This window comes from Pectobacterium versatile, from assembly GCF_020166435.1.
GTDB classification, from domain to species: domain Bacteria; phylum Pseudomonadota; class Gammaproteobacteria; order Enterobacterales; family Enterobacteriaceae; genus Pectobacterium; species Pectobacterium versatile.
In genome coordinates this window covers 1-21,285 of sequence record NZ_JAINZP010000026.1, presented here as the reverse complement: position 1 = coordinate 21,285, position 21,285 = coordinate 1, and the positions used below count along the sequence as shown (strand labels likewise).

The window sequence follows — 21,285 nt, the reverse complement described above, 5'->3', positions numbered from 1 at the left end:
TTACCAGTACGGGCAGATAGTCACGCGTGTATAGAAACTGCCTGAGTAATACATGAGAATAACAAGGTAGGTAATTATTCTTGGTGGTGTTCGTTTAACCAAAAGAAAAGGGATAGACAAAGGGATGATAATGAAATTTGAAAAACTATCAGCATAGCTTCTCGGATTTTCACAAAAATTTTCAAGTGAGCTGTCACCAAATAGCCATTCATATTCGATTGATGAAAAAGCATGAATTAAAAAAAGACATAGGACAGAATAAACATAAAAATAGATGCTATATATGTGATTTTTACTAATCATGCTTTCAAATTCCTTTTTTAATCTTTATGAAAAATGAATATTAATATTTAATAAATGAGATATCAATCGTTCTATTTTTATCATCTTGTATTATATTAACCTCATCATGTCCTTTTATCCATACTTCACTTATATTTCCATAAATCCATGGAATGCTCTTGGTTTTTTTAAATCCAAGCGTCTCTATGTATTTTATCAATTCAGCTTTACGCTCAGGCATTGGGTTATAAAAAACTACGCCATTGGTTAATCGCTGCGTGCCATCTGATGAATAATAGTAAAATTCGTAGTTGTCAGAAATAACAGGTATGTCTTTTACTTCATCTAGGGTTAAAGTATAATGTGTAAAGTAATCATCTTTTTTGTAGTGATAGCTTTCTTCGTAGAGTAAACCTGCGGAAATAATAAATACGCCAATTGAGAAAAATAGTAAAAATATTGCTTTTATGAAGTCACTATATTTGAATGTTAGCATGTCATTCACTCTTTCTTAATGAGCTATGGAACAGAGACTAATCCGCGTATAGAAACGGTATGAGTGGTACATAAGTATCGCAAGATAGGTGATTATTCTTAGTATGTTTCGTTCAATCAGAAGGCGATTAGCCAGAAAAAAGGGTATAGATAAAGGAACAATGATAAAACTGAAAGAACCATCAGTATCGCCTTCTGGAACTTCACAGAAATCTGCAACTGAGTCGCCATCTATCATCCATTCATATTCAATGGTAGAAAAAGCATTGATCCAAAAAAGGCATAACGCAGAATAGGCATAAAAATAGATGTTGTAGATATAGCTATTTTTTCTTAACATTTATCAATCACTCAGCCGTTTTTAACCACATATTAATGATGCTTTTTTATAACCCTGGGCTACTATGCGAAGGTGTTATGATTTTTTATTCTAGCAAAAATAAAATCTAATATAAAAACTCCATAAATAATAAAATAAAATCACAATATAAGTGATTATCCTAGCCAGGCTTTTCTTTACAAGCAAGAAAGGAATTGATAGGGGGATGATAATAAACGCAAAGAAACCATCGGAGTCCGCTTCAGGTATCTCACAGAGATTTCTTATTTCTACCCCATCAACCATTCCTTCATAGTCTCTTATTGATGTGATCAATATGATTAGAGCGCAGAGAAGTGAATAGAGATAAAAACAGAAAGCAAAGAGTAATGTGTTTATGTTTTTCATAGTGCATTATCTGTACGGACAGAGATTAACCCGTGTATAGAAAAGACATAAGACCGAATAGAAATGAAAATTGACGTTATAAATGTAGTCATTTTTTATTAATGATAACGCCTTTTGGACTTATTTCTAAGCCAAGGACAGCTCAAACGCGAATGTACTCATTTTTTAATCGATTACGCTATTCATTAAATTATAGTGTTAATTATCCTTGTTCCTTAGAGAAAATCAACATTAGACATTCGCTTTCTTTTCCTGTTTTATTGTTTTTTTCTTTCGTTTTTACAATCTGAAAATATTCCTGAAATTTCGGGTAATTACCTAAACTAAAACCATCAATTAATGGTATTTTGGTACTTTCAACATAAGAAAGCAATTCCCTGTAAGTCTCATTAATATGAGTTAAATCACAAAGATATATAGCACTGGTTTGAGGGGTCGATTCATCACTAGGCCCATAAGAAAAATAATAATTATTTGATAGTCTCGGTACGTCTCTGATTTCTTTATAGGTTAATGTATAGTATTTAAAAATGTCTTTCTCCGTATAAACGGTATAAGGAACGATGATAAGCCATCCCCAAAAAAATAGCAGGGAAGATAATGAAATGAAGATAGTTAAGATCGTTTTCATTAAAACTTAAATCCCAAAAATACATTCTCATCAATCGTGTTGATAACTAGATCGTTTTCGTAAGATGAAAAAGGCTTTATCGCTGACAGATAAGGTGGTAATGGTCTTTTATAAGGGTAAGCATGCATTTCTGGATCGGGGAAAATGAGTGGTCTGAGTTCATTATTCTTATATCTTCCCACTGGGCCATAGTAATCCCATATTTTAAAAGCATATTCTTTCGATTTTTTCTGACTAAGTGAAATATAGTCTCTGGGAAGAACTACTGAATAAAAACCGACTAAATTGGAAACCAGATCTTCACAGCTAAAACCGCTATCCGTAGCAAGCGAGAACAGGGGATTAGATTGTAACCCTTCAAACTTTAGAGAGACGTAAAACATTATGGAGAGCGCAATAGAACGTTTAGTCTCTATCGATAACCCTCTTTTTATCTTCCATTGCGCATGAACCCCCGTCTGTACACGGCGATAATGCATGGCCTGAGAATAATTAACCAGGAAATATCCTTTGAGTAACGGATTCGTAGGTTCACTGATGAGCTGCCCCCACAAATCCCTCGCATCATCACCTTTTGCGTGGCCTAAATCAATCCACCCAAGCTGTTCGGTATAAATTAAACGCTCATTTTTTATATGTTCTCTTGTTGTCATTCCAATTGACTCCGACTGAAGGTTTTATCATTGAGTTGCCATTTGTTGCTCACTATCCCTCCTCATAAAAAACCATAATGTATTAAAGAAATAATGAGGTGTGTTTTATGGCTTATCAGTACATATTTTCAGTTAATATGCTGTATCCCGATGTACCCGCGATATTGTGCTGGCAGGTAATGCTTTCATAACGCAGGCTCAGGATTTCAAATGGCTGCATGTCGTTATGCGTCAATGAATTGGGATTTTGATTAGAGAGGTTGACAATAGAGGCATCTCTTAATGTGATTGTCATGTAGTTCTCTTGTGTCCCGCTGGCGGAGGTACGGTAATACCTCAATTCAACTTCCATTAGCTCATTGTTGGCGATGCTGGTTAGCAGGAGCGGTGTGGATTTATCAACGACTTTGGTCACGGAAAAGGGATGATGATTGACGTGTCGATCTCTTGATAAGTCGTAATTCGTTGCATAAACAAAAATTTCATCCTCGTGACCAGATATATTTTTATTTCCTACGGAATCGATACTTAAACACCCTTCAGAGATCAGTCCCTGAATTTTTCCCGTTATCTTCATGAAAATAGAATTAGCCATTCGTATTACTCCCTGTTAAAAAATCCTTGTTGGGAACGTTATAACGTAAATCTTTATTGAACAAAAGAAGAACTCGACTATTTAATAATAAATATGATTTCTGTCAGAAAGATGCCCCTTCCAAAACTCTATAATTGTTTGTTTTTAATGTTAAATGCTCATACGGGATAAAATTTATTTATTACCATGCTAACTATATTTGAGTGATGGTTTTTTATATAAATAAAAAAGACGAGTGGCTAAAATAACAAGGGGGATGGTTGAAGAAGTTAGTGTTTTAATTAAAAAGAAAACGTTATTGATAACTCGCCGCTTAAGCGGCGAGGCTTATTATCCATTCTGTTTTTATTATTTTCCGGCGCTAAGCCAGTCTGGTAGATCGTGCAATCCCATTGCCTGACGAACCAGCGTGGGTTTAATACCGGGCAGTTTGTCCGCCAGCACCAGACCGACATCGCGCAGCAGCTTTTTCGCCGGATTGTCACCGTCAAACAGTTCGCGGAACCCCTGCATGCTGGCGAGCATCACCGCAGCGCTATGTTTGCGGCGACGTTCATAGCGGCGCAGATAAAGGTGTTGGCCGATGTCTTTTCCCTGCGCCTGTAAGCGCTTCACTTCCGCAATCAGTTCGGCGACATCCATAAAGCCCAGATTGACACCTTGCCCTGCCAGCGGATGAATGGTGTGCGCCGCGTCGCCGACCAGCACCAGCCGGTGTGCCGCAAAACTGCGGGCGTAGCGTCCGGTCAGAGGGAAAGTCTGGCGCTCGCTTTCCAGCTCACACAGCCCCAGGCGCATATCAAACGCCATCGCGACCTGACGATTGAACTCTTCGGCAGATAAGCTCTGTATCGCCTGAGCCTGCTCCGGAGAAAGCGACCAGACAATCGAGCAAAGGTGCGGATCGTCCAGCGGCAAGAACGCCAGAATACCGTCGCCGTGAAACGTCTGACGCGCAACGGACTGATGGGGATGTTCAGTACGAATGTTGGCGACCAGCGCGTGATGGCCGTAGTCCCAAAAGGTCAGCGGAATATCCGCATGCTGGCGCAGCCACGAATGGGCGCCGTCCGCAGCGACGACCAGCCGAGCGGTCAGCATGCTGTCATCCTGCAGCGTAATAAAGGCGTCGTTCTCACCCCAGGCAACCTGTTTTAACGACGCGGGGGAGAGCAGGGTGATATCGCTTAACTGAGAGGCGCGTTGCCACAGTACCTGCTGAATCACCTGATTTTCAATGATATGCCCAAGGTGGGAAAAGCCGAATTCTTCGCCGCTAAAGCTGATTTTACCGAAGCTGTCTTTGTCCCATACCTGCATATCGTTGTAAGGACTGACGCGTTGCGCCACGAGATTTTCCCAGACGCCGATATGGCGCAGGAGGCATTCGCTGGCGGCATTAATGGCGGAGACGCGCAGGGCATAGTCTTTCCCGAGCGGCTGAGGTTCGGCCACCTGTTTCTCCAGAACGGCGATGCGCAGGCCGCTGCCCTGTAAGCCGCAGGCTAGCGCCAGACCGACCATACCGCCACCGGCAATAACCACGTCGAATGATTGCATTTCCGTATTTCCTGTTGGCGAGCTTAATTAACGTTCTACCCAGCCCAGCGTGCGACGAGCAAAGGCGTCGCGCATTAGCGGTAGGTTATTCATGGCGATCAGTCCCAGATTGCGGCTGACGGTCAGCGCGGCATAGCGGTTGGCGAATAGCCTGACCAGTCCATCGGTGATCGCCACCGTGGTGTGTTGGTCGGGCTCGCGCCGCTGTTGGTAGCCGCTGAGTACGCTGTACTGGCCGATATCCTGCTGTTTTTTCGCTGTATCGACGAGGGTTTCCGCCAGCGACATGACATCGCGAATCCCCAGATTAAAGCCCTGTCCGGCAATCGGGTGCAACGTTTGCGCGGCGTTACCCACCAGCGCCAGCCGATGGCTAATATGCTGGCTGGCCGTGAGTAAGCGCAGTGGATAGCTGTGGCGTTCGCCGATGTGGGTGAACGGCCCCAGACGCCAGCCAAAAGCCTGCTGTAGCTGTTGGCGAAAGTCTGCTTCACTCCAGCTATCGACCTCATGTTGACGGTGTTTATCATGGCACCAGACGAGCGAACTGCGACCGTTACTCATCGGCAAGAGCGCCAGCGGGCCGTGCGGAGTAAACCGCTCGAACGCGCGTCCGCGATGGGGTTCTGCGGTTGTTACATTGGCGATGGTCGCAATCTGATCATAATCATGCTGCTGCCATTGAATGCCGCAGGACTGCGACAGCATGGAATGTGAGCCATCGGCGGCGACCAGCAGTTGGCCCGTTAGCTCGGTGCCGTCGTCCAGCGTTAGCGTTGCATTATCCTGCGTTCGCGTGACAGCAACGACTTTGGCCGGGCAATGCAGACGCACGCTCGGAGCCTGTTGCAGCAGGGAAAACAGGCGTTGCCCGACGTCGTGCAGTTCAACCACATGGCCTAACGCCTGAACGTGATAGTCCGAGGCCTTCAGATTCACCACACTGGCGTGCCCGCGTTCGCTGACGTGAATGTCGGTTATCGCCGTTGCGTTACCCGACAGCGCTTGCCAGATGCCTAACGCTGCTAGCTGTTGACGAGTGCCGTCAGACAGCGCGATGGCGCGTGCGTCAAAACCCGGATGTTCCTTGCCGAGTGGCGAGTGCGCCTCGATAAGATCGACCGGGATTGCGCCCTGCGAAAGCCGCGATATCGCCAGCGCCAGCGTTGCGCCTGCCATCCCACCACCGACAATCATGACCGCCATGCTGTTGTCCTTTGCAATGATGTCGTTGCCCTTTGAAAGCGCTGCTTAGTGTTGCTTATCATGCTGCTGCGCCATGAGCGCCTCGATGGCATCAGCGTCTTTGATTACGCCTGCCGTCAGGTTTTCATTGCCGTTTTCGGTGATCACGATGTTATCTTCGATACGTACGCCGATTCCCCGGTACTGCTGCGGCACTTTGGCATCAGGTGCGATGTAAAGACCCGGCTCGATGGTCAGTACCATACCCGGTTCAAGCGGGCGGCCCCGATCGGTGGTGCCGTAATTTCCAACGTCGTGCACGTCCAGACCCAGCCAGTGGCTGAGACCGTGCATGAAGAACTGGCGATGTGCCTGCTCGGCAATCAGCTCTTCCACTTCACCTTTCAGCACGCCGAGCTTGATAAGCCCGCTGACCATGATGCGCACCACTTCTTCGTTCACTTCACGGATGCTACGACCTGGGCCAAACAGTTCCAGCGCACGCAGCTGTGAGCGCAGCACGATGTCGTAAATGGCACGCTGCGGCGCGGTAAATTTGCCGTTGACGGGGAAGGTGCGGGTAATGTCGCCAGCATAGCTTTTGTATTCACAGCCGGCGTCAATCAGCACTAAATCACCGTCACGCATTTGCGTTTCATTTTCGGTGTAATGCAGGATGCAGGCGTTGTCACCGCTGCCGACGATGGTGTTGTAAGAAGGATAACGCGCCCCGTGACGGGTAAATTCGTGGTGAATTTCGCCTTCAAGCTGATATTCATACATGCCGGGACGGCATTTTTGCATGGCGCGGGTGTGGGCCAGCGCGGTAATTTCACAGGCGCGGCGCATCACGCTAATTTCTTCTGGTGATTTAAACAGGCGCATCTCATGCACCCACGGGCGCCAGTCTGTCAGCGTAGCCGGGGCAGCAAAGCCCTGACGGGAGCCGTTGCGCAAGGTGTCTAGCGCGGCGAAGACCAGTTTGTCGGCATAATCGTACTGCCCTTGTGCGTGGTACACCACGTCCAACCCATTCAATAATAGATGCAACTGTGCGCCGATTTCGCCAAATGGCAGCGCGCGGTCAACGCCGAGTTTCGCTGGTGCCGCTTCCTGACCGAGACGACGACCAAACCAGATTTCGGCTGTCAGATCGCGTACGCGGTTGAAGATCACGCTGTGATGATGTTTGGCATCGCTTTTTACCAGTAGCAGAACGGCTTCTGGTTCGTTGAATCCCGTGAAATACCAGAAATCGCTATTTTGACGATAAGGATAGTCACTGTCGGCATTGCGCTGCGCTTCCGGCGCGGCAAAAATAATCGCCGCGCTGCCCGGTGCCATTTTTTCCAACAGACCCTGACGACGACGAAGAAATTCTTGTGGATTCATCACCTGCTCCTGAAAATAGTCCGTGCGGTTGCCTTTCCCTTCCGCCCTGAATAAGGCATGCCTTTCTACGTTATTTAGTGCAGCGTTGGCTTTTGCTGCTCGGGCACAGTCACAACGTGTTGGCTGGTAAATTCGGTATGGCACAAAATGGCAGAGACGCGAACATACTCAATGATTTCTTCCAGTGATTGCGCCAGTTCTTCCTGGTCTTCATCTTCGTCGTAGCCCAGCTGTGCGATGTTGCGTAAATCTTCGATAGCTTCTTTCAGCTCGCCTTTGGCTTTGTTCAACTGTGACTGAGCCACGCCCAGCCCGAGCAGGAAGTGGTTGACCCAGCCTGCCAGCGCGTCAGCGCGATCGAAAACGCTCACGTCATCCTGCGAGTCGTCCGGCAGGAAAAGTTGGAACAGAAAGCCGTCATCTTCCAGCGCTTCACGCGTGGCCTGATACAGCTCCTGAAGCGGCTGCGACAGCGTTTGGGTAAACGCCATGCCTTCGTTAGTCAGTTCAAAAACCAGCGTTCTCCAACTGTCGTCATGGTTTCCACCACACAGCATCCCACTGATCAAACCGTGCATTTCTGCTGCGGTCAGCGCGACCTGCTGTTGGTGAAGCAGTTGGTCAAGGCCTTCATAGGCAGGAAACGTATTCTCTATAGACATGCGGATTCATCATCATTGGCTGGATGGGTTCGTGCTATGCTACCACCAAGCTCCCTTTCGATTCCAGAAAGGGCTTGTATCTTAGATCTCGGCTATATATAGTTGCGCCCGCTTTAACGAGCCCGATGTAACGGGTAATGCTCATGCTATGTGGCACGCGGGCGTAAGAACGACAAAAGGCAGGAAGGTGGTATGTCTGCACAACCAGTAGATATTCAAATTTTTGGCCGTTCGTTAAGAGTGAATTGCCCGCCAGAACAACAAGATGCGTTGAATCAGGCGGCGGAAGATCTTAACCAGCGGTTGCAAGATCTTAAAGTTCGCACTAGAGTCACAAACACTGAGCAACTGGTGTTTATTGCCGCGCTGAATGTGTGTCATGAATTGGCGCAGGAGCGGGGTAAGACTCGTGATTATGCGTCGAATATGGAACAGCGTATTCGTATGTTGCAGCAGACGATCGAACAGGCGCTGCTGGAACAAGGCAAGATCACGGAACGCCAAGGTGCACAATTTGAATAACGTCGTATTTTCACAAAAGTACGGTGTTTTTACTCGATAAGACGTGCTAAGGTTTATTGCAAGTAACGAATAAAATTTCTCTGAGATGTTCGTCAGCGGGCCAGTCCCCTGAGCCGATATTTCATACCAACAGAATGTAATGCTCTGCGGTTGGTGAGCACGCTCGGTTCGTCCGAGAAGCCTTAAAACTGCGACGTTATGTTCACCTTGAACCAAGGGTTCAAGGGTTACAGCCTGCGGCGGCATCTCGGAGATTCCCTTTCTTTTATCATTTTTGACCCGTGGCGAATGCAGCCCATGTCATCTTCTGATTCATCTTCATCGGCACTTCCCGATACTTCACTCTCTTCTACGGCAGCATCGCGTCAGCAGATTCGTCAGGCTGTGCGTCAGCAGCGTCGTTTACTGACGCCAGAGCAGCAGTCGCGCTTTGCGCAGCAGGCGAGTGAACGCGTCATGGCGCACCCGAAAATCATACAGGCAGAGAGTGTGGCGGTATTTCTGTCATTTGATGGCGAACTGGATACGCACCCGCTGATTCAACAGCTGTGGCAGCAGGAGAAGTGCGTTTATTTGCCGGTTCTGCATCCGTTTCGTACTGGGCATCTGTTGTTCCTGCGCTATGCACCGGACACTGAGCTGGTGCGCAATCGTCTGAAGATTATGGAGCCGTGTCTGGATGTACGTCAGGTGCTGCCGTTACCACAGTTAGACGTCCTGCTGACACCGCTGGTGGCGTTTGATCATCAGGGGCAGCGGCTGGGTATGGGGGGCGGTTTTTACGATCGTACGTTACAGTATCGCAACCAGATGTCTCGTGGGCCTTACCCGATTGGCCTGGCCCACGATTGTCAGCAGGTTGATACACTGCCGATTGAAAGTTGGGACATCCCGCTACCGGAAGTTATTACCCCCTCCCACCATTGGCAGTGGAATATGCGCTAGCTTTTGATCGGTTCGGGTAGCCGATCGTGACCCAACATCTGCTGTACCAATTCCACACAGTGCAGAAAACGCGAATCGTAGTCTGACTCTTTGATGTAAACGTATGGGATATTATTGTTAGCCAGCATCGTTTTCAGCAGGTCCTGGAACTCCGAGCGGGCGCTGGTGCTACCTAAACTGCGCAGCCCGTCGGCCACCCACGGCGTATTGTTTTCCAGCAAAATCACCAGATCGAAGCGGTATTCGTCGACCAGCGCCTGAACGAACGGGTGCTCACGGCCCTCATATTTCTTGCAGAACGCCTGTGTGGTGACGAAATCGGTGTCGATAAAGGCCACTTTATTGGCGTATTTGACCGCAAAATCAATGTACTGCGCTTGGCCCAACGCAATCTTGTCGTAGTCGGAATATTGCAGCGCCATCTCGTCGCCACCCAGATGGGAGAACACGTAATCGCGACCATATTCCCAGGCGCTGGTGGTGTTGAAGATATTTGCCAGCTTGTTCACCAGTGTGGATTTACCGCTGGATTCGCCGCCAAGAATGGCAACGGTACGCACAAAGAACGGCTTCACTTCGGTCGGGATATAGTCCCAGTAGCGGAAGGGATCGTGGCGGATCTGTGAACCGCTGATGTTCATAAAAGATCGCTGCGGGTCGATCAGGACGGCCTCAATGCCCAGATGCTCGCGGTATTGTGCGGCATCCTGCTCTTCGCTGGTGTAGACGAAATTTGGCGTGATGCTTTTTTCCTGCATAAACGCCTGAATCCCTTTACTCCACACATCCCAGCCGTGCGGGTAAGGCTCCATTCCTTGCTCATTGAAGGCGTGAATATGAATATTTTTCTGATACTTAAAGGTTTGTAGCAGCCAGCGCAGGCGGTCGCTGACGGTAGGCTGTTGTGACATCGAGCTGTTTTCAAACAGCAGGCGGTCGCGCGGTTCGTCGTAACCTAAAATCACATGCAGTTCATCGACCTGGCTGCATGCACGCTGAATCAGATAAATATGGCCGGTGTGTAGTGGATAGAACTTGCCGAAGACGATGCCAATATTCTTTTCGTAGCGAGGAAATTCCAGTTCAAGAAAGCGATGCAGCGCTTCCAGCTTCTGTGCGCTAGGGCTTTTGATTTTGGCATTAAGTAATTGACTGAGATAGCCTTTGGTCATATCGGTTGCGTCGGCAACCTGCTGTAGGGTGCAACCCTTCTGGCGGATAGCAGATTTCAGGTAATCAAATGATGACATGGTGCAATACTCTTGTTTAGCCTACTAAACAAAATACCACAAGATAAGGCAATATCTGCCACTCTTTCACATTCCTGTTTAGCTGAGATGGGAGGCGTTCTTCTCCGTGATGTGTTTACAGATCGTCGAGGAGCGCCAGTGCGTCGGCTAACTTTTTCACACCGAACACCTGCATGCTGGCAGGGGCTTTCTTCGGCATATTGGCATGAGGAACGATGGCGCGTTTGAAGCCGTGCTTGGCGGCTTCGGTAATCCGCTCTTGTCCGCTGGGAACCGGGCGGATTTCGCCCGCCAGACCGACTTCACCGAAAATGACAAGATCTTGCGGCAGCGGGCGGTCGCGGAAGCTGGAGACCAGCGATAGCAACAGCGCCAGGTCGGCACTGGTTTCGGTGACTTTAACGCCGCCGACGACATTCACGAATACATCCTGATCCGACATCTGCAAGCCGCCGTGGCGATGCAGCACCGCCAGCAGGATGGCTAATCGGTTTTGCTCCAGCCCGACCGCCACGCGACGCGGGTTGGCCATCATCGATTGATCCACCAGCGCCTGAATTTCGACCAGCAGCGGACGTGTGCCTTCCCACACCACCATGACCGAACTGCCGGACGTGATTTCGTCTCCGCGGCTGAGGAAAATCGCCGACGGATTGCTGATCTCGCGTAGACCTTGTTCCGTCATCGCGAACACGCCCAGCTCATTAACGGCGCCGAAACGGTTTTTATGGCTGCGCAGGGTGCGGAAGCGAGAATCGGCATCGCCATCCAGCAGCACGGAGCAATCGATGCAGTGTTCCAATACTTTTGGCCCGGCGAGCGAACCGTCTTTGGTGACGTGGCCGACCATGACGATAGCAACGCCGCGCGTTTTGGCGAAGCGCGTTAGGTAGGCGGCGGTTTCACGCACCTGCGCCACGCTGCCGGGAGACGATTGAATATCGGCGAGATGCATGACCTGAATGGAGTCGATCACCATCAGCTTCGGCTGTTCCTGCTCGGCAATCAGGCAAATCTGTTCGATGCTGGTTTCCGACAGCATGTTGAGATTTTGGGTCGGCAGATTGAGTCTGTGCGCCCGCATTGCCACCTGCTGCAACGATTCTTCGCCGGTGACATACAGGGTTTTCATGTTTTCTGACAGCTTGCAGAGCGTTTGCAACAGCAGGGTGCTTTTACCCGCGCCGGGGCTACCGCCGATCAGAATGGCGCTGCCGGGAACGACGCCGCCGCCCAGAACGCGGTCAAACTCCTGAAAGCCGGTAGAAAAGCGCGGCAGGGCTTCAAGACTGATTTCCGAGAGCTTCTGTACCCGGCTGACGCCAGCGCTTTCGCCTGCATAGCCAGTGAGACGGTCAGAACGTGACACAGACGCCGAGGCCAGGCGGACTTCGGTAATGGTATTCCAGGCATGGCAGGCGCTACATTGCCCTTGCCAGCGCGGGTAGTCAGCCCCGCATTCATTACATACAAACGCCCGTTTGACGGCTTTTGCCACGTATCACCTCCCACTGATTAACGCTTTTCGTGTCTCATGCTGCCGCTGAGGATGCATAGTACACCAGTCAGGTCGGCATGACGGATAGTCACCGCAGATTGCTCATTGACCTTCGGTTTGGCGTGATAGGCAATGCCTAAGCTGGCTACCTTGATCATCGGCAGATCGTTTGCGCCGTCACCAATCGCAACGGTCTGATGCATTGGGATTTCCAGCTTTTCCGCCAGCTGTTGCAGCGTGGTCGCTTTATATTTTGCATCGACAATCGTGCCGATGATGTCGCCGGTCAACTTGCCGTCTTGCATGCCTAATTCGTTGGCAACGGCGGCGATCAGACCTAACTCATCACGTAAATAATCAGCAAAGTAGGTAAACCCGCCCGATGCAATCGCGACGTGCCAGCCTGCTTCCTGAAGCTGACTAACCATATTACGCAGGCCCGGCATCAGCGGCAGCGTTTTACGCACCGTCTGTAAAATATTGGCGTCGGCACCTTTTAATGTCCCTACGCGCTGGCGCAGACTGTCAGCGAAATCCAGCTCGCCACGCATCGCGCGTTCGGTAACTTCAGCGACCAGTTCGCCTGTACCCGCCAGTTTGGCGATTTCATCAATACATTCGATCTGAATCGCGGTGGAATCCATGTCCATCACCAGTAAACCCGGCGAACGCAGCGTTGGCGCGTTACGCATGGCCGCGACATCGATGCCCAGTTCGTGGGCCAGTTTGGTTGCGCGTGGGGTCAGCGTGCCAGCCAAACGCACGACCTGATAATCGCCCACGTTCCAGGCGCTCACGATCACCATCGCACAGCCCAGTTTACGCTGGTAGCGGGAAATCAGGTTTTTATCGAGGACGTCGCTATAAATAAGCCAGCCAGTGTCGCCAGCGCGGTAGTCAAGCGGCATCACTTCGTCACCGCTCAGTGATAATGGCAGTCCCGGCCAACAGTTGATCTCATCAGGGAGGTCACGATAGGTCAGACTATTCGACATGGGGTAAATCCTCTGCTGGCAGTAGTGCGATAAAGTCGTGTGATAAAGAAGGATGTGGCGTCGACCGAACATATCCCTCCAAAAACTGGGCAACAAGCTATCCTATCGTTGGCGCTTCTGGCAACATGAAAGTATCCAAATCGTGTAAGGATTATCATGGTTCGCGCCCGGGTGAAATTTCGTCTACACCGCACGGCAATTGTGCTGATTTGCCTCGCTCTGCTAGTGGTATTAATGCAAGGTGCGTCCTATTTCAGTTTGAGCCACCAGATGGCACGATCTGAACAGGTTGAAGATCTGGCGCGTACGCTCTCCAGACAGGTGGCTTACAGCCTTTCTCCGCTGATGGGCAGCGTGGATGATAATAGTCAAAAAATTAATACCATCCTTAAACAGCTTACCGATCACAGCCGCATTCTGGATGCTGGCGTGTATCAGCAGGACGGCTCGCTGGTGGCGCATATTGGTGAGCAAGTGCAGTTGAGAGATCGGCTGGCGCTGGACGGCAATCGGGTCGGTAGCTACTTTAACCATCAACTGGTACAGCCGATTGAGGGAAAAGAAGGGCCGATCGGCTTCCTGCGGATTACCTTAGATACCCATGTGCTGGCGACCGAAGCCAGACAGGTCGATAACACGACCAATATTCTGCGTCTGATGATTTTGCTTTCACTGGCTATCGGCATCATTCTGACCCGTACGCTCTTGCAGAATCATCGAACTCGCTGGCAGCAGTCGCCTTACCTTCTCACCGCCAGTACGCCAGTGAAAGAAGAAGGGGATGAGGTGGAACGTGAAACGCTGCCGGACAGCGGCGCGGTAGTGAAAAAAGACGGGGAAGAGAAAAGCCTCTGATACGTTGGTGGCTAGGCGTACTAAATAAACAGCAAAGCAGGTGATAGCGACCTGCTTTGCTGTTTATGCCATCACCGATTGTGTCTGCACGTTAAATCAGGGAAAATGCTCGGCTACAGTTTATTTCCGCTTTGCCTGACGATCTGACATCGGTGTGTTGTTGACTTGATGCTGACGCCGGGTGGCTAACAAAAGAAACCTGAAAATCATGTCTCCAAGTGAATACGCCCGCGAAGTCTCCAAAAGAAGAACGTTCGCTATCATTTCTCACCCCGATGCCGGTAAAACCACGATTACCGAAAAGGTCCTGCTGTTCGGACAGGCGATCCAGACTGCCGGTACGGTAAAAGGGCGTGGTTCGAACCAGCATGCGAAATCCGACTGGATGGAGATGGAAAAACAGCGTGGTATCTCCATCACCACGTCCGTGATGCAGTTTCCCTACCGCGAATGTCTGGTTAACCTGCTGGATACCCCAGGGCACGAAGATTTCTCCGAAGATACCTATCGTACGCTGACGGCGGTGGACTGTTGCCTGATGGTGATCGACGCCGCGAAAGGGGTCGAAGATCGTACGCGTAAGCTGATGGAAGTCACTCGTCTGCGCGACACCCCGATTCTGACGTTCATGAACAAACTTGACCGTGACATCCGCGATCCGATGGAAGTGCTGGATGAAGTCGAGAGCGAGCTTAAGATTGCCTGCGCACCGATTACCTGGCCGATTGGCTGCGGTAAACTGTTCAAAGGCGTGTACCACCTTTATAAAGACGAAACCTATCTGTATCAGACCGGTAAAGGCCATACGATTCAGGAAGTGCGTATCGTTAAAGGGCTGGATAACCCGGAACTGGATACCGCCGTTGGCGAAGAGCTGGCTGCACAGCTGCGTGAAGAGCTGGAGCTGGTGCAAGGGGCATCGCACGAATTTGAACTGGACGCATTTCTGGCAGGTGAACTGACGCCAGTCTTCTTTGGTACGGCGCTGGGGAACTTCGGCGTTGACCATATGCTGGATGGGCTAATCGCCTGGGCACCTGCGCCGATGCCGCGTAAAACAGATACGCGTGAAGTGACGGCAGCGGAAGAGAAATTCACCGGCTTTGTGTTCAAGATTCAGGCCAACATGGACCCGAAACACCGTGACCGCGTGGCCTTTATGCGCGTCGTGTCCGGGAGATATGAAAAAAGCATGAAGCTGCGTCAGGTGCGTACTGGCAAAGACGTGGTGATTTCAGACGCGCTGACCTTTATGGCGGGCGACCGTTCCCACATTGAAGAAGCCTACCCCGGCGATATCATCGGGTTACACAACCACGGCACTATCCAGATTGGTGATACGTTTACGCAGGGTGAAGACATGAAATTCACTGGTATCCCCAACTTTGCGCCGGAACTGTTCCGTCGTATCCGCCTGCGTGACCCGCTCAAGCAGAAACAGCTGCTTAAAGGGCTGGTACAGCTGTCCGAGGAAGGCGCGGTGCAGGTCTTCCGTCCATTGACCAACAACGACCTTATCGTGGGTGCGGTCGGTGTGCTGCAATTTGATGTGGTGGTTGCTCGTCTGAAAACGGAATACAACGTTGAGGCGATTTACGAGTCAGTGAACGTTTCTACCGCGCGCTGGGTTGAGTGCAGCGATGTGAAGAAATTCGAAGAGTTTAAGCGTAAGAACGAACAGCATCTGGCGCTGGATGGCGGTGATAATCTGGCCTATATCGCACCGACGATGGTGAACCTGAACCTGACGCGGGAACGCTATCCAGAAGTGAAGTTCCACCAAACGCGTGAGCATTAATTTTGATTGGTAGTGCCACGGTTTCACGAAAAGAGTAGTGGCTGTGGCGTTTAAATAGTGACCATGTTGTTAAAATAATCATCACCCGGTTATGCTTGGCTTTAGGCCAAAAGTGCCGGGTGTTTTTATTTTTAAATGTATTAAAAAACAATGTATTAGTCTTTTTTCCTTCCTGCTTTTATTTCTCGTTTCAGTGCAACAGACAAATCTGAATTGCTGCGCCTATTCCCCTGTTCCTCTGTGATTTTCCATTCTGTAGGCTATAGTTAACAGCGTGTTAACTGATTTAGCTTGTTCAACTGTTAGTGCAATTTAAGTTGGTTCATTATTTTGATTTGTTTCGTCTTTGCAATTCAATACTCTGATTTTTTTATGCAAGTAGAGGGAATCATCGGAGTATTGATAACGTCATTATCACCTTGATTTGCTGATGACGGTGCAGGCGTTAACGTGACCCAAATCGGTTTTTCGGGTTTATAGAAGAGCATAAGAAGGAAGACATCGATGAAAAAGACCAAATTGACACAATCGCTGATCGTAGTTGCTCTGGGGTCGATTCTGGCTGGCGGTGCTATGGCTGAAGAAACGTTAGGGCAGAAAGTAGAGCGTATCGCGGACACAACGGGTGCAAAAATCGATAGCTCCGCCAATAAAGCCTCTGGCTACGTCAGTGACAGCGCTATCACAGCAAAAGTGAAGAGTGCATTGTTGGAAGACAAATCGATTACCAGCAGCGATATTTCCGTTGAAACATCAAATGGCGTCGTCACGCTGAGCGGCTTTGTCGGTAGTCAGGAATTGAGCTCCCGTGCGGTAGAAATCACTACGCAGGTTGAGGGTGTCCAGTCTGTCAGCGATAAACTGCAGGTGAAAGATAATCAATCACAATCGGTTGGCGCGTATGCCGATGATGCCGTGATTACCAGCACCATTAAGGCCAAGCTGTTGGCGGATGACATTGTTCCGTCCCGTAAAGTGAAAGTCGAAACGCAGGCTGGCGTCGTGCAACTGAGCGGCGGGGTGGATAACAAAGCACAGTCCGACCGTGCTGAGAGTATTGCGAAGGCCGTCGACGGTGTGAAAAGCGTCAAGAACGACCTGACAGTTAAATAACCATTTGATACTGGGTTATCCGTAATGGCGGATAACCCTACCTAATCCGCATAATAAAACACCACCTGTGGATACGCAGTCAGGACGCAAGAATCGCGTCAGGATGACCACCATGATTTTTCATTTTGTCTGGTAAGGAGAGCGTATGTTTCGTTGGGGCATTATATTTTTAGTCATCGCACTCATTGCTGCGGCACTGGGTTTCGGCGGGTTGGCCGGCACAGCAGCTGGCGCGGCAAAAATCGTCTTTGTAGTCGGTATTATTCTGTTTCTGGTTAGCTTGTTCACGGGTCGGAAACGGCCGTAGCACAGCGCATTCTTTCTCTATAGAAAGAAATGTCATACAGAGCACACAGCCGCGCCACGCGGCTGTCATATTTTACCGGCACACTGTTCACGTATTTGCTGCATTTCGACAGTTTATCAGGAGGTTTATGATGAATAGCGATATCGTTGTTGGCAAATGGAAACAGTGGAAAGGGAATTTCCTCGCGCTGTGGGCCGATTGGTTTGACAGCGACTGCGCCTGGCTGGAAGGGAGTAACGATTACCTGTCCGGTGTCTTGCAAGAGGGTTACGGAAAAGCGCACGAAGAGGTATCCTCAGAGAAAACCACGTTACACTGAGGCCTCACCGCAACGACAAGTCCGATTCTGCCATGAGGTTTTGGCAGGATAGTTCTTGGGCGTAGATTAGGTCGCCTTATCTTGACGGGTCTAATCTTGACGGAGAGAAGCAACGTGCTTTCTGAACGATACCGTTTTATCGATACCCACTGCCATTTTGATTTCCCCTTATTCTATGATGATGCACCGGAAAGCTTGCATCTGGCGCAAGATGCTGGGGTTGAGCGCATCATCATTCCTGCCGTGGCTTCTCAGCATTTTGAGCGCGTGTTGACGCTCACTCGCACTTACTCACCGCTCTACGCCGCACTGGGCCTTCACCCGCTTTATATCGCCGAGCATCAGGAGAGCGACCTGCTCCGTCTGGAAGACGAACTGCGCCAGTTACCCGCCAAACTGGTGGCGGTGGGGGAGATTGGGTTGGATCTCTATATGCCGGAACCGCAGTTTGAGCGGCAGCTTACCTTCCTTGATACTCAGCTTCGGCTGGCGAAAAAATACGATCTCCCGACGATTCTGCACTCGCGACGCAGCCACGACAGGCTGGCGCAATTACTGCGCCGTATCGATGTGCCGCGTACCGGCGTGGTTCACGGGTTTGCAGGTAGCCTGGCACAGGCGCAGGCTTTTATCCGGCTGGGCTATTACATCGGCGTAGGGGGAACCATAACCTATGACAGAGCGAATAAAACGCGTCAGGCAATCGCGCAGCTGCCGTTAGATCGGCTGCTGCTGGAAACCGACGCGCCCGATATGCCGATGAGTGGTTATCAGGGGCAGCCAAACCGACCTGAACGTATTTCGTGCGCATTTCAAACGCTGTGTGAGCTACGTGCAGAATCGCCTGAAGAGATTGCCGAAGCGCTGTGGCAGAATTCATTCAGGCTGTTTGGACGGCTGAGCCCGACGTAACGCTGAAAGTGTTACGACGCTACTGTTACACCACTACGATTCCCCCAAGTGGAAGAATCTTTTGCTTCCGCTTTTCTGTTATTTCTGTGCAACAACAAGCAGAACAGTCATTTCGATTTCATATGCCAACCATAAAATTGTGATGAAGATCACTTTTCAGTGTTTTTGACTGTTCGATGTTGTATGTATTTGTGACATAAATTAGCGACCTTCACGGGCCTGTCTTTATACTCGTCATACTTCAAGTTACATGTGCGTTGGCCGCGTTCAGTTACCCGAATCACTTACCTGAGTAAGCTCATCGGGATGCCTTCGCTTGCCGCCTGCCTGAAACTTGAATTATTTAGAGTATGGGATTAGTTCGCCAGCGCGTGTTTACCGTTCTGGTGACCCGATTTTTATTATGCTCTCACTTTTTCATGCGTTATAGGGAACTACACATGCAACTCGTTATGAGTCTCATCGGCATGATTGTTCTGATGCTGTGCGCGGTTATGCTGTCCAATAACCGTAAAGCTATCAGATTGCGCACCGTAGCCGGTGCTTTCATTCTTCAGATCGGTATCGGTGCGCTGGTGCTGTATGTACCAGTAGGCCGCAAGATTCTGGAAGGTTTGACGGGCGGTGTAGCAAACGTTATCGCCTACGGAAATCAAGGCGTTTCGTTCATGTTTGGCGGTCTGGTCTCCGACAAAATGTTCGAAGTATTTGGCGGTGGTGGCTTTGTTTTCGCACTCCGCGTCTTGCCGATTATCGTCTTTTTCTCTTCTCTGATCGCCGTGTTGTACTACATGGGCATTATGCAGATCGTCATCAAGGTACTCGGTGGCGGATTGCAGAAACTGCTAGGCACCTCCCGTACTGAATCGCTCTCTGCGACGGCCAATATCTTTGTCGGTCAAACGGAAGCGCCGCTGGTGGTCCGTCCGTATATTGCCAACATGACGCAGTCAGAACTGTTTGCCGTGATGTGTGGTGGGTTGGCCTCAATTGCCGGTGCGGTGATGGCGGGCTATGCCCAGATGGGCGTGCCGTTGGAATACCTGATTGCAGCGTCCTTCATGGCTGCCCCGGGCGGGTTACTGTTCGCCAAACTGATGGTGCCGGAAACGGAAAAAACGCACGACCATGATGAGATGGTTGGCTTTGTCGATGAAGACGATCGCCCGGCTAACGTCATCGATGCGGCGGCAAGCGGTGCGGCGTCCGGTATGCAGCTGGCGCTGAATGTGGGGGCGATGCTGCTGGCGTTTATCGCCTTGATCGCCGTGTTGAACGGTATTCTGGGCGGCATTGGCGGCTGGTTTGACTACCCGCAGCTGTCACTGGAACTGATTCTGGGTTGGTGCTTTGCGCCTGTCGCGTTCCTGATTGGTATCCCGTGGAGTGAGGCAACCGTGGCGGGCTCGTTCATTGGGCAAAAACTGATCGTCAACGAGTTCGTTGCTTACCTGAATTTCAGTGAATATCTGAAAGCGGATGAGGTGGTGCAGGCCGCTGGTTTGCAGGTTCTGTCGGATCATACCAAAGCTGTGATTTCGTTCGCGCTGTGCGGCTTTGCTAACCTTTCGTCTATTGCTATCCTTATTGGAGGTTTGGGCAGTATGGCACCGACTCGGCGTCAGGATATTGCCCGCTTTGGTTTGAAAGCGGTTGCGGCAGGTACGCTTTCTAACCTGATGAGCGCCTGCATCGCAGGGTTCTTCCTGGCCCTGTAAATGTAACCAGGCATTCTTGCAGTAGCGAGATGATGGGCGGCGAAAGTCGTCCATTGTTCGTTTAAGCCCCTACATTATTCAGGGTTTAAGCGTGGCTTGCGCAGCATTTACCGAATGCGGGTGCGATATGCTTGCCTGAGTGGAGCAACATGCTTTCTGCTTTTATTGATGATGTTGAATGGATTTCTTTTCCACGGGCAACGGACGGTGCCGCCTACCCAGGTATTACTGCACGCTGCCATTTCCATTTGTCTGCCTACGACGACGCGCTTTTTGCCGAGGCGAACATTCCTTTTTCCGACGCGCTAGAGCGCGCCGTACCGAAACGACGTGCCGAATTTTTGGCTGGGCGTTGTGTTGCCAAACATGTGTTGAACAAGCTGGATCACCCTGGTTTTGTTCTGCATAGCGGAGAAGACCGCTCGCCGCAGTGGCCGGGAAATATTGCTGGTTCGCTGAGCCATAACAAAGACAGCGTACTCTGCGCCGCCCATTTACGTAGCGATGCGCTATCGTGCGTGGGTGTGGATATCGAAGGATTTATGTCCGACGAGCGTGCGCAGTCGCTGTGGCCCGGCATCATTGGCGATGAAGAGTTCCAGTGGTTTCAGGAGCGGGATGAGGCATTTAGCTGTTTGCTGACGATCAGCTTCTCGGCGAAGGAGAGCCTGTTCAAGGCGCTTTACCCGCAAGTTAGGCACTATTTCGATTTTCTGGATGCCCGACTGGTGGCGCTGGATATCACCAAACGCGAGTTCGAGCTGGAACTGCTGACCGATCTGACGCCAATGTTTTACGCCGGACGCCGTTTTAAAGGCGCGTATCTGTTAAGAGAGTACGACGTCACCACCTTTCTCTGCTGCTAAAAAAG

The 21,285-nt window shown here is 50.1% G+C and carries 24 protein-coding genes and 1 other RNA gene; 11 read left to right on the top strand and 14 right to left on the bottom strand.

What is annotated here, in order from left to right; translation table 11 throughout:
* The 11 genes from K7X24_RS19610 to K7X24_RS19560 form a co-directional block, all read right to left on the bottom strand.
* Positions 1–303: a DUF2645 family protein gene (locus K7X24_RS19610; RefSeq protein WP_103861518.1), complete on the bottom strand. Its 303-nt coding sequence runs from the start codon at positions 301–303 to the stop codon at positions 1–3.
* A 40-nt stretch (positions 304–343) separates the two neighbouring features.
* Entirely contained in the window at positions 344–778 is a 435-nt protein-coding gene (locus K7X24_RS19605) for a hypothetical protein (protein ID WP_224557835.1), read from the bottom strand.
* Between the two features lie 15 nt (positions 779–793).
* Positions 794–1,117 carry a DUF2645 family protein gene (locus K7X24_RS19600; RefSeq protein WP_103861516.1) on the bottom strand — a complete coding sequence of 108 codons (324 nt, stop codon included), beginning with the start codon at positions 1,115–1,117 and terminating at the stop codon, positions 794–796.
* 90 nt (positions 1,118–1,207) lie between these two features.
* Positions 1,208–1,504, bottom strand: a complete 297-nt coding sequence (locus tag K7X24_RS19595) for a DUF2645 family protein (RefSeq protein ID WP_103861515.1) — start codon at positions 1,502–1,504, stop codon at positions 1,208–1,210.
* Positions 1,505–1,706: 202 nt separating this feature from the next.
* The gene (locus K7X24_RS19590; protein ID WP_180783691.1) at positions 1,707–2,135 is read right to left on the bottom strand and encodes a hypothetical protein; all 429 of its coding nucleotides are present in this window, start codon (positions 2,133–2,135) and stop codon (positions 1,707–1,709) included.
* The gene (locus tag K7X24_RS19585) at positions 2,135–2,788 is read right to left on the bottom strand and encodes a hypothetical protein (protein WP_224557833.1); all 654 of its coding nucleotides are present in this window, start codon (positions 2,786–2,788) and stop codon (positions 2,135–2,137) included. Before K7X24_RS19585 ends, K7X24_RS19590 begins: the two co-directional genes overlap by 1 nt.
* A gap of 115 nt (positions 2,789–2,903) precedes the next feature.
* On the bottom strand, positions 2,904–3,383 hold the full coding sequence (locus K7X24_RS19580) for an Hcp family type VI secretion system effector (RefSeq protein WP_224557831.1): 480 nt from the start codon (positions 3,381–3,383) through the stop codon (positions 2,904–2,906).
* 348 nt (positions 3,384–3,731) lie between these two features.
* A complete protein-coding gene (gene ubiI, locus K7X24_RS19575; protein ID WP_224557829.1) occupies positions 3,732–4,943 on the bottom strand; it encodes an FAD-dependent 2-octaprenylphenol hydroxylase in 1,212 nt (403 codons plus the stop codon).
* A 27-nt stretch (positions 4,944–4,970) separates the two neighbouring features.
* Complete coding sequence (gene ubiH, locus K7X24_RS19570; protein ID WP_224557828.1) at positions 4,971–6,149, bottom strand: 2-octaprenyl-6-methoxyphenyl hydroxylase; 1,179 nt, start codon at positions 6,147–6,149, stop codon at positions 4,971–4,973.
* A 45-nt stretch (positions 6,150–6,194) separates the two neighbouring features.
* A complete protein-coding gene (gene pepP, locus K7X24_RS19565; protein ID WP_039493867.1) occupies positions 6,195–7,520 on the bottom strand; it encodes a Xaa-Pro aminopeptidase in 1,326 nt (441 codons plus the stop codon).
* Positions 7,521–7,594: 74 nt separating this feature from the next.
* Positions 7,595–8,182 carry a YecA family protein gene (locus K7X24_RS19560; protein WP_224557825.1) on the bottom strand — a complete coding sequence of 196 codons (588 nt, stop codon included), beginning with the start codon at positions 8,180–8,182 and terminating at the stop codon, positions 7,595–7,597.
* Positions 8,183–8,374: 192 nt separating this feature from the next.
* Between K7X24_RS19560 and zapA the strand changes: the two genes are divergently transcribed.
* The 3 genes from zapA (at position 8,375) to K7X24_RS19545 (ending at position 9,649) form a co-directional block, all read left to right on the top strand.
* Positions 8,375–8,704: a cell division protein ZapA gene (zapA, locus tag K7X24_RS19555; RefSeq protein ID WP_010284667.1), complete on the top strand. Its 330-nt coding sequence runs from the start codon at positions 8,375–8,377 to the stop codon at positions 8,702–8,704.
* 74 nt (positions 8,705–8,778) lie between these two features.
* Positions 8,779–8,962, top strand: a non-coding RNA gene (gene ssrS, locus K7X24_RS19550) — 6S RNA.
* 39 nt (positions 8,963–9,001) lie between these two features.
* Positions 9,002–9,649, top strand: a complete 648-nt coding sequence (locus K7X24_RS19545) for a 5-formyltetrahydrofolate cyclo-ligase (protein ID WP_224557823.1) — start codon at positions 9,002–9,004, stop codon at positions 9,647–9,649.
* Here K7X24_RS19545 and nadR read toward each other — a convergent pair.
* The 3 genes from nadR to serB all read right to left on the bottom strand — a co-directional run bounded on the left by nadR (position 9,646) and on the right by serB (position 13,392).
* A complete protein-coding gene (gene nadR, locus K7X24_RS19540) occupies positions 9,646–10,899 on the bottom strand; it encodes a multifunctional transcriptional regulator/nicotinamide-nucleotide adenylyltransferase/ribosylnicotinamide kinase NadR (RefSeq protein WP_224557813.1) in 1,254 nt (417 codons plus the stop codon). The two genes, K7X24_RS19545 and nadR, sit on opposite strands and share 4 nt — an antisense overlap.
* A gap of 115 nt (positions 10,900–11,014) precedes the next feature.
* Positions 11,015–12,397 (bottom strand): DNA repair protein RadA, encoded by a 1,383-nt coding sequence (radA, locus tag K7X24_RS19535; RefSeq protein ID WP_224557802.1) that lies wholly within the window; start codon positions 12,395–12,397, stop codon positions 11,015–11,017.
* 17 nt (positions 12,398–12,414) lie between these two features.
* A complete protein-coding gene (gene serB / locus K7X24_RS19530; RefSeq protein WP_224557788.1) occupies positions 12,415–13,392 on the bottom strand; it encodes a phosphoserine phosphatase in 978 nt (325 codons plus the stop codon).
* Positions 13,393–13,548: 156 nt separating this feature from the next.
* Between serB and K7X24_RS19525 the strand changes: the two genes are divergently transcribed.
* From K7X24_RS19525 to K7X24_RS19490, 8 genes are all read left to right on the top strand, one after another.
* Complete coding sequence (locus tag K7X24_RS19525) at positions 13,549–14,247, top strand: YtjB family periplasmic protein (RefSeq protein WP_224557785.1); 699 nt, start codon at positions 13,549–13,551, stop codon at positions 14,245–14,247.
* A gap of 208 nt (positions 14,248–14,455) precedes the next feature.
* Positions 14,456–16,045, top strand: coding sequence for a peptide chain release factor 3 (gene prfC / locus K7X24_RS19520; protein WP_039481772.1), 1,590 nt, complete (start codon positions 14,456–14,458; stop codon positions 16,043–16,045).
* Between the two features lie 504 nt (positions 16,046–16,549).
* Positions 16,550–17,158: a molecular chaperone OsmY gene (osmY, locus tag K7X24_RS19515; RefSeq protein ID WP_010296295.1), complete on the top strand. Its 609-nt coding sequence runs from the start codon at positions 16,550–16,552 to the stop codon at positions 17,156–17,158.
* A gap of 145 nt (positions 17,159–17,303) precedes the next feature.
* Positions 17,304–17,465 (top strand): DUF1328 domain-containing protein, encoded by a 162-nt coding sequence (locus K7X24_RS19510; RefSeq protein ID WP_003019081.1) that lies wholly within the window; start codon positions 17,304–17,306, stop codon positions 17,463–17,465.
* Positions 17,466–17,595: 130 nt separating this feature from the next.
* A complete protein-coding gene (locus tag K7X24_RS19505; RefSeq protein ID WP_010284712.1) occupies positions 17,596–17,784 on the top strand; it encodes a CsbD family protein in 189 nt (62 codons plus the stop codon).
* A 114-nt stretch (positions 17,785–17,898) separates the two neighbouring features.
* Positions 17,899–18,696: a TatD family hydrolase gene (locus K7X24_RS19500; protein ID WP_224557774.1), complete on the top strand. Its 798-nt coding sequence runs from the start codon at positions 17,899–17,901 to the stop codon at positions 18,694–18,696.
* 440 nt (positions 18,697–19,136) lie between these two features.
* A complete protein-coding gene (locus K7X24_RS19495) occupies positions 19,137–20,414 on the top strand; it encodes a NupC/NupG family nucleoside CNT transporter (RefSeq protein WP_224557763.1) in 1,278 nt (425 codons plus the stop codon).
* A gap of 149 nt (positions 20,415–20,563) precedes the next feature.
* Positions 20,564–21,280: a 4'-phosphopantetheinyl transferase gene (locus K7X24_RS19490; RefSeq protein ID WP_224557761.1), complete on the top strand. Its 717-nt coding sequence runs from the start codon at positions 20,564–20,566 to the stop codon at positions 21,278–21,280.
* Positions 21,281–21,285: the final 5 nt, after the last annotated feature.

Excerpts from the sequence above, each read along its gene's own strand:
- K7X24_RS19525 (WP_224557785.1), top strand. The coding sequence starts at position 13,549 with ATGGTTCGCGCCCGGGTGAAATTTCGTCTACACCGCACGGCAATTGTG.
- pepP (WP_039493867.1), bottom strand. The coding sequence starts at position 7,520 with ATGAATCCACAAGAATTTCTTCGTCGTCGTCAGGGTCTGTTGGAAAAA.
- osmY (WP_010296295.1), top strand. The coding sequence starts at position 16,550 with ATGAAAAAGACCAAATTGACACAATCGCTGATCGTAGTTGCTCTGGGG.
- K7X24_RS19505 (WP_010284712.1), top strand. The coding sequence starts at position 17,596 with ATGAATAGCGATATCGTTGTTGGCAAATGGAAACAGTGGAAAGGGAAT.
- nadR (WP_224557813.1), bottom strand. The coding sequence starts at position 10,899 with ATGTCATCATTTGATTACCTGAAATCTGCTATCCGCCAGAAGGGTTGC.
- serB (WP_224557788.1), bottom strand. The coding sequence starts at position 13,392 with ATGTCGAATAGTCTGACCTATCGTGACCTCCCTGATGAGATCAACTGT.
- prfC (WP_039481772.1), top strand. The coding sequence starts at position 14,456 with ATGTCTCCAAGTGAATACGCCCGCGAAGTCTCCAAAAGAAGAACGTTC.
- ubiI (WP_224557829.1), bottom strand. The coding sequence starts at position 4,943 with ATGCAATCATTCGACGTGGTTATTGCCGGTGGCGGTATGGTCGGTCTG.
- K7X24_RS19610 (WP_103861518.1), bottom strand. The coding sequence starts at position 303 with ATGATTAGTAAAAATCACATATATAGCATCTATTTTTATGTTTATTCT.
- K7X24_RS19580 (WP_224557831.1), bottom strand. The coding sequence starts at position 3,383 with ATGGCTAATTCTATTTTCATGAAGATAACGGGAAAAATTCAGGGACTG.
- ubiH (WP_224557828.1), bottom strand. The coding sequence starts at position 6,149 with ATGGCGGTCATGATTGTCGGTGGTGGGATGGCAGGCGCAACGCTGGCG.
- K7X24_RS19600 (WP_103861516.1), bottom strand. The coding sequence starts at position 1,117 with ATGTTAAGAAAAAATAGCTATATCTACAACATCTATTTTTATGCCTAT.
- K7X24_RS19495 (WP_224557763.1), top strand. The coding sequence starts at position 19,137 with ATGCAACTCGTTATGAGTCTCATCGGCATGATTGTTCTGATGCTGTGC.
- K7X24_RS19585 (WP_224557833.1), bottom strand. The coding sequence starts at position 2,788 with ATGACAACAAGAGAACATATAAAAAATGAGCGTTTAATTTATACCGAA.
- K7X24_RS19490 (WP_224557761.1), top strand. The coding sequence starts at position 20,564 with ATGCTTTCTGCTTTTATTGATGATGTTGAATGGATTTCTTTTCCACGG.
- K7X24_RS19545 (WP_224557823.1), top strand. The coding sequence starts at position 9,002 with ATGTCATCTTCTGATTCATCTTCATCGGCACTTCCCGATACTTCACTC.
- K7X24_RS19595 (WP_103861515.1), bottom strand. The coding sequence starts at position 1,504 with ATGAAAAACATAAACACATTACTCTTTGCTTTCTGTTTTTATCTCTAT.
- K7X24_RS19605 (WP_224557835.1), bottom strand. The coding sequence starts at position 778 with ATGCTAACATTCAAATATAGTGACTTCATAAAAGCAATATTTTTACTA.
- K7X24_RS19590 (WP_180783691.1), bottom strand. The coding sequence starts at position 2,135 with ATGAAAACGATCTTAACTATCTTCATTTCATTATCTTCCCTGCTATTT.
- zapA (WP_010284667.1), top strand. The coding sequence starts at position 8,375 with ATGTCTGCACAACCAGTAGATATTCAAATTTTTGGCCGTTCGTTAAGA.
- K7X24_RS19510 (WP_003019081.1), top strand. The coding sequence starts at position 17,304 with ATGTTTCGTTGGGGCATTATATTTTTAGTCATCGCACTCATTGCTGCG.
- K7X24_RS19560 (WP_224557825.1), bottom strand. The coding sequence starts at position 8,182 with ATGTCTATAGAGAATACGTTTCCTGCCTATGAAGGCCTTGACCAACTG.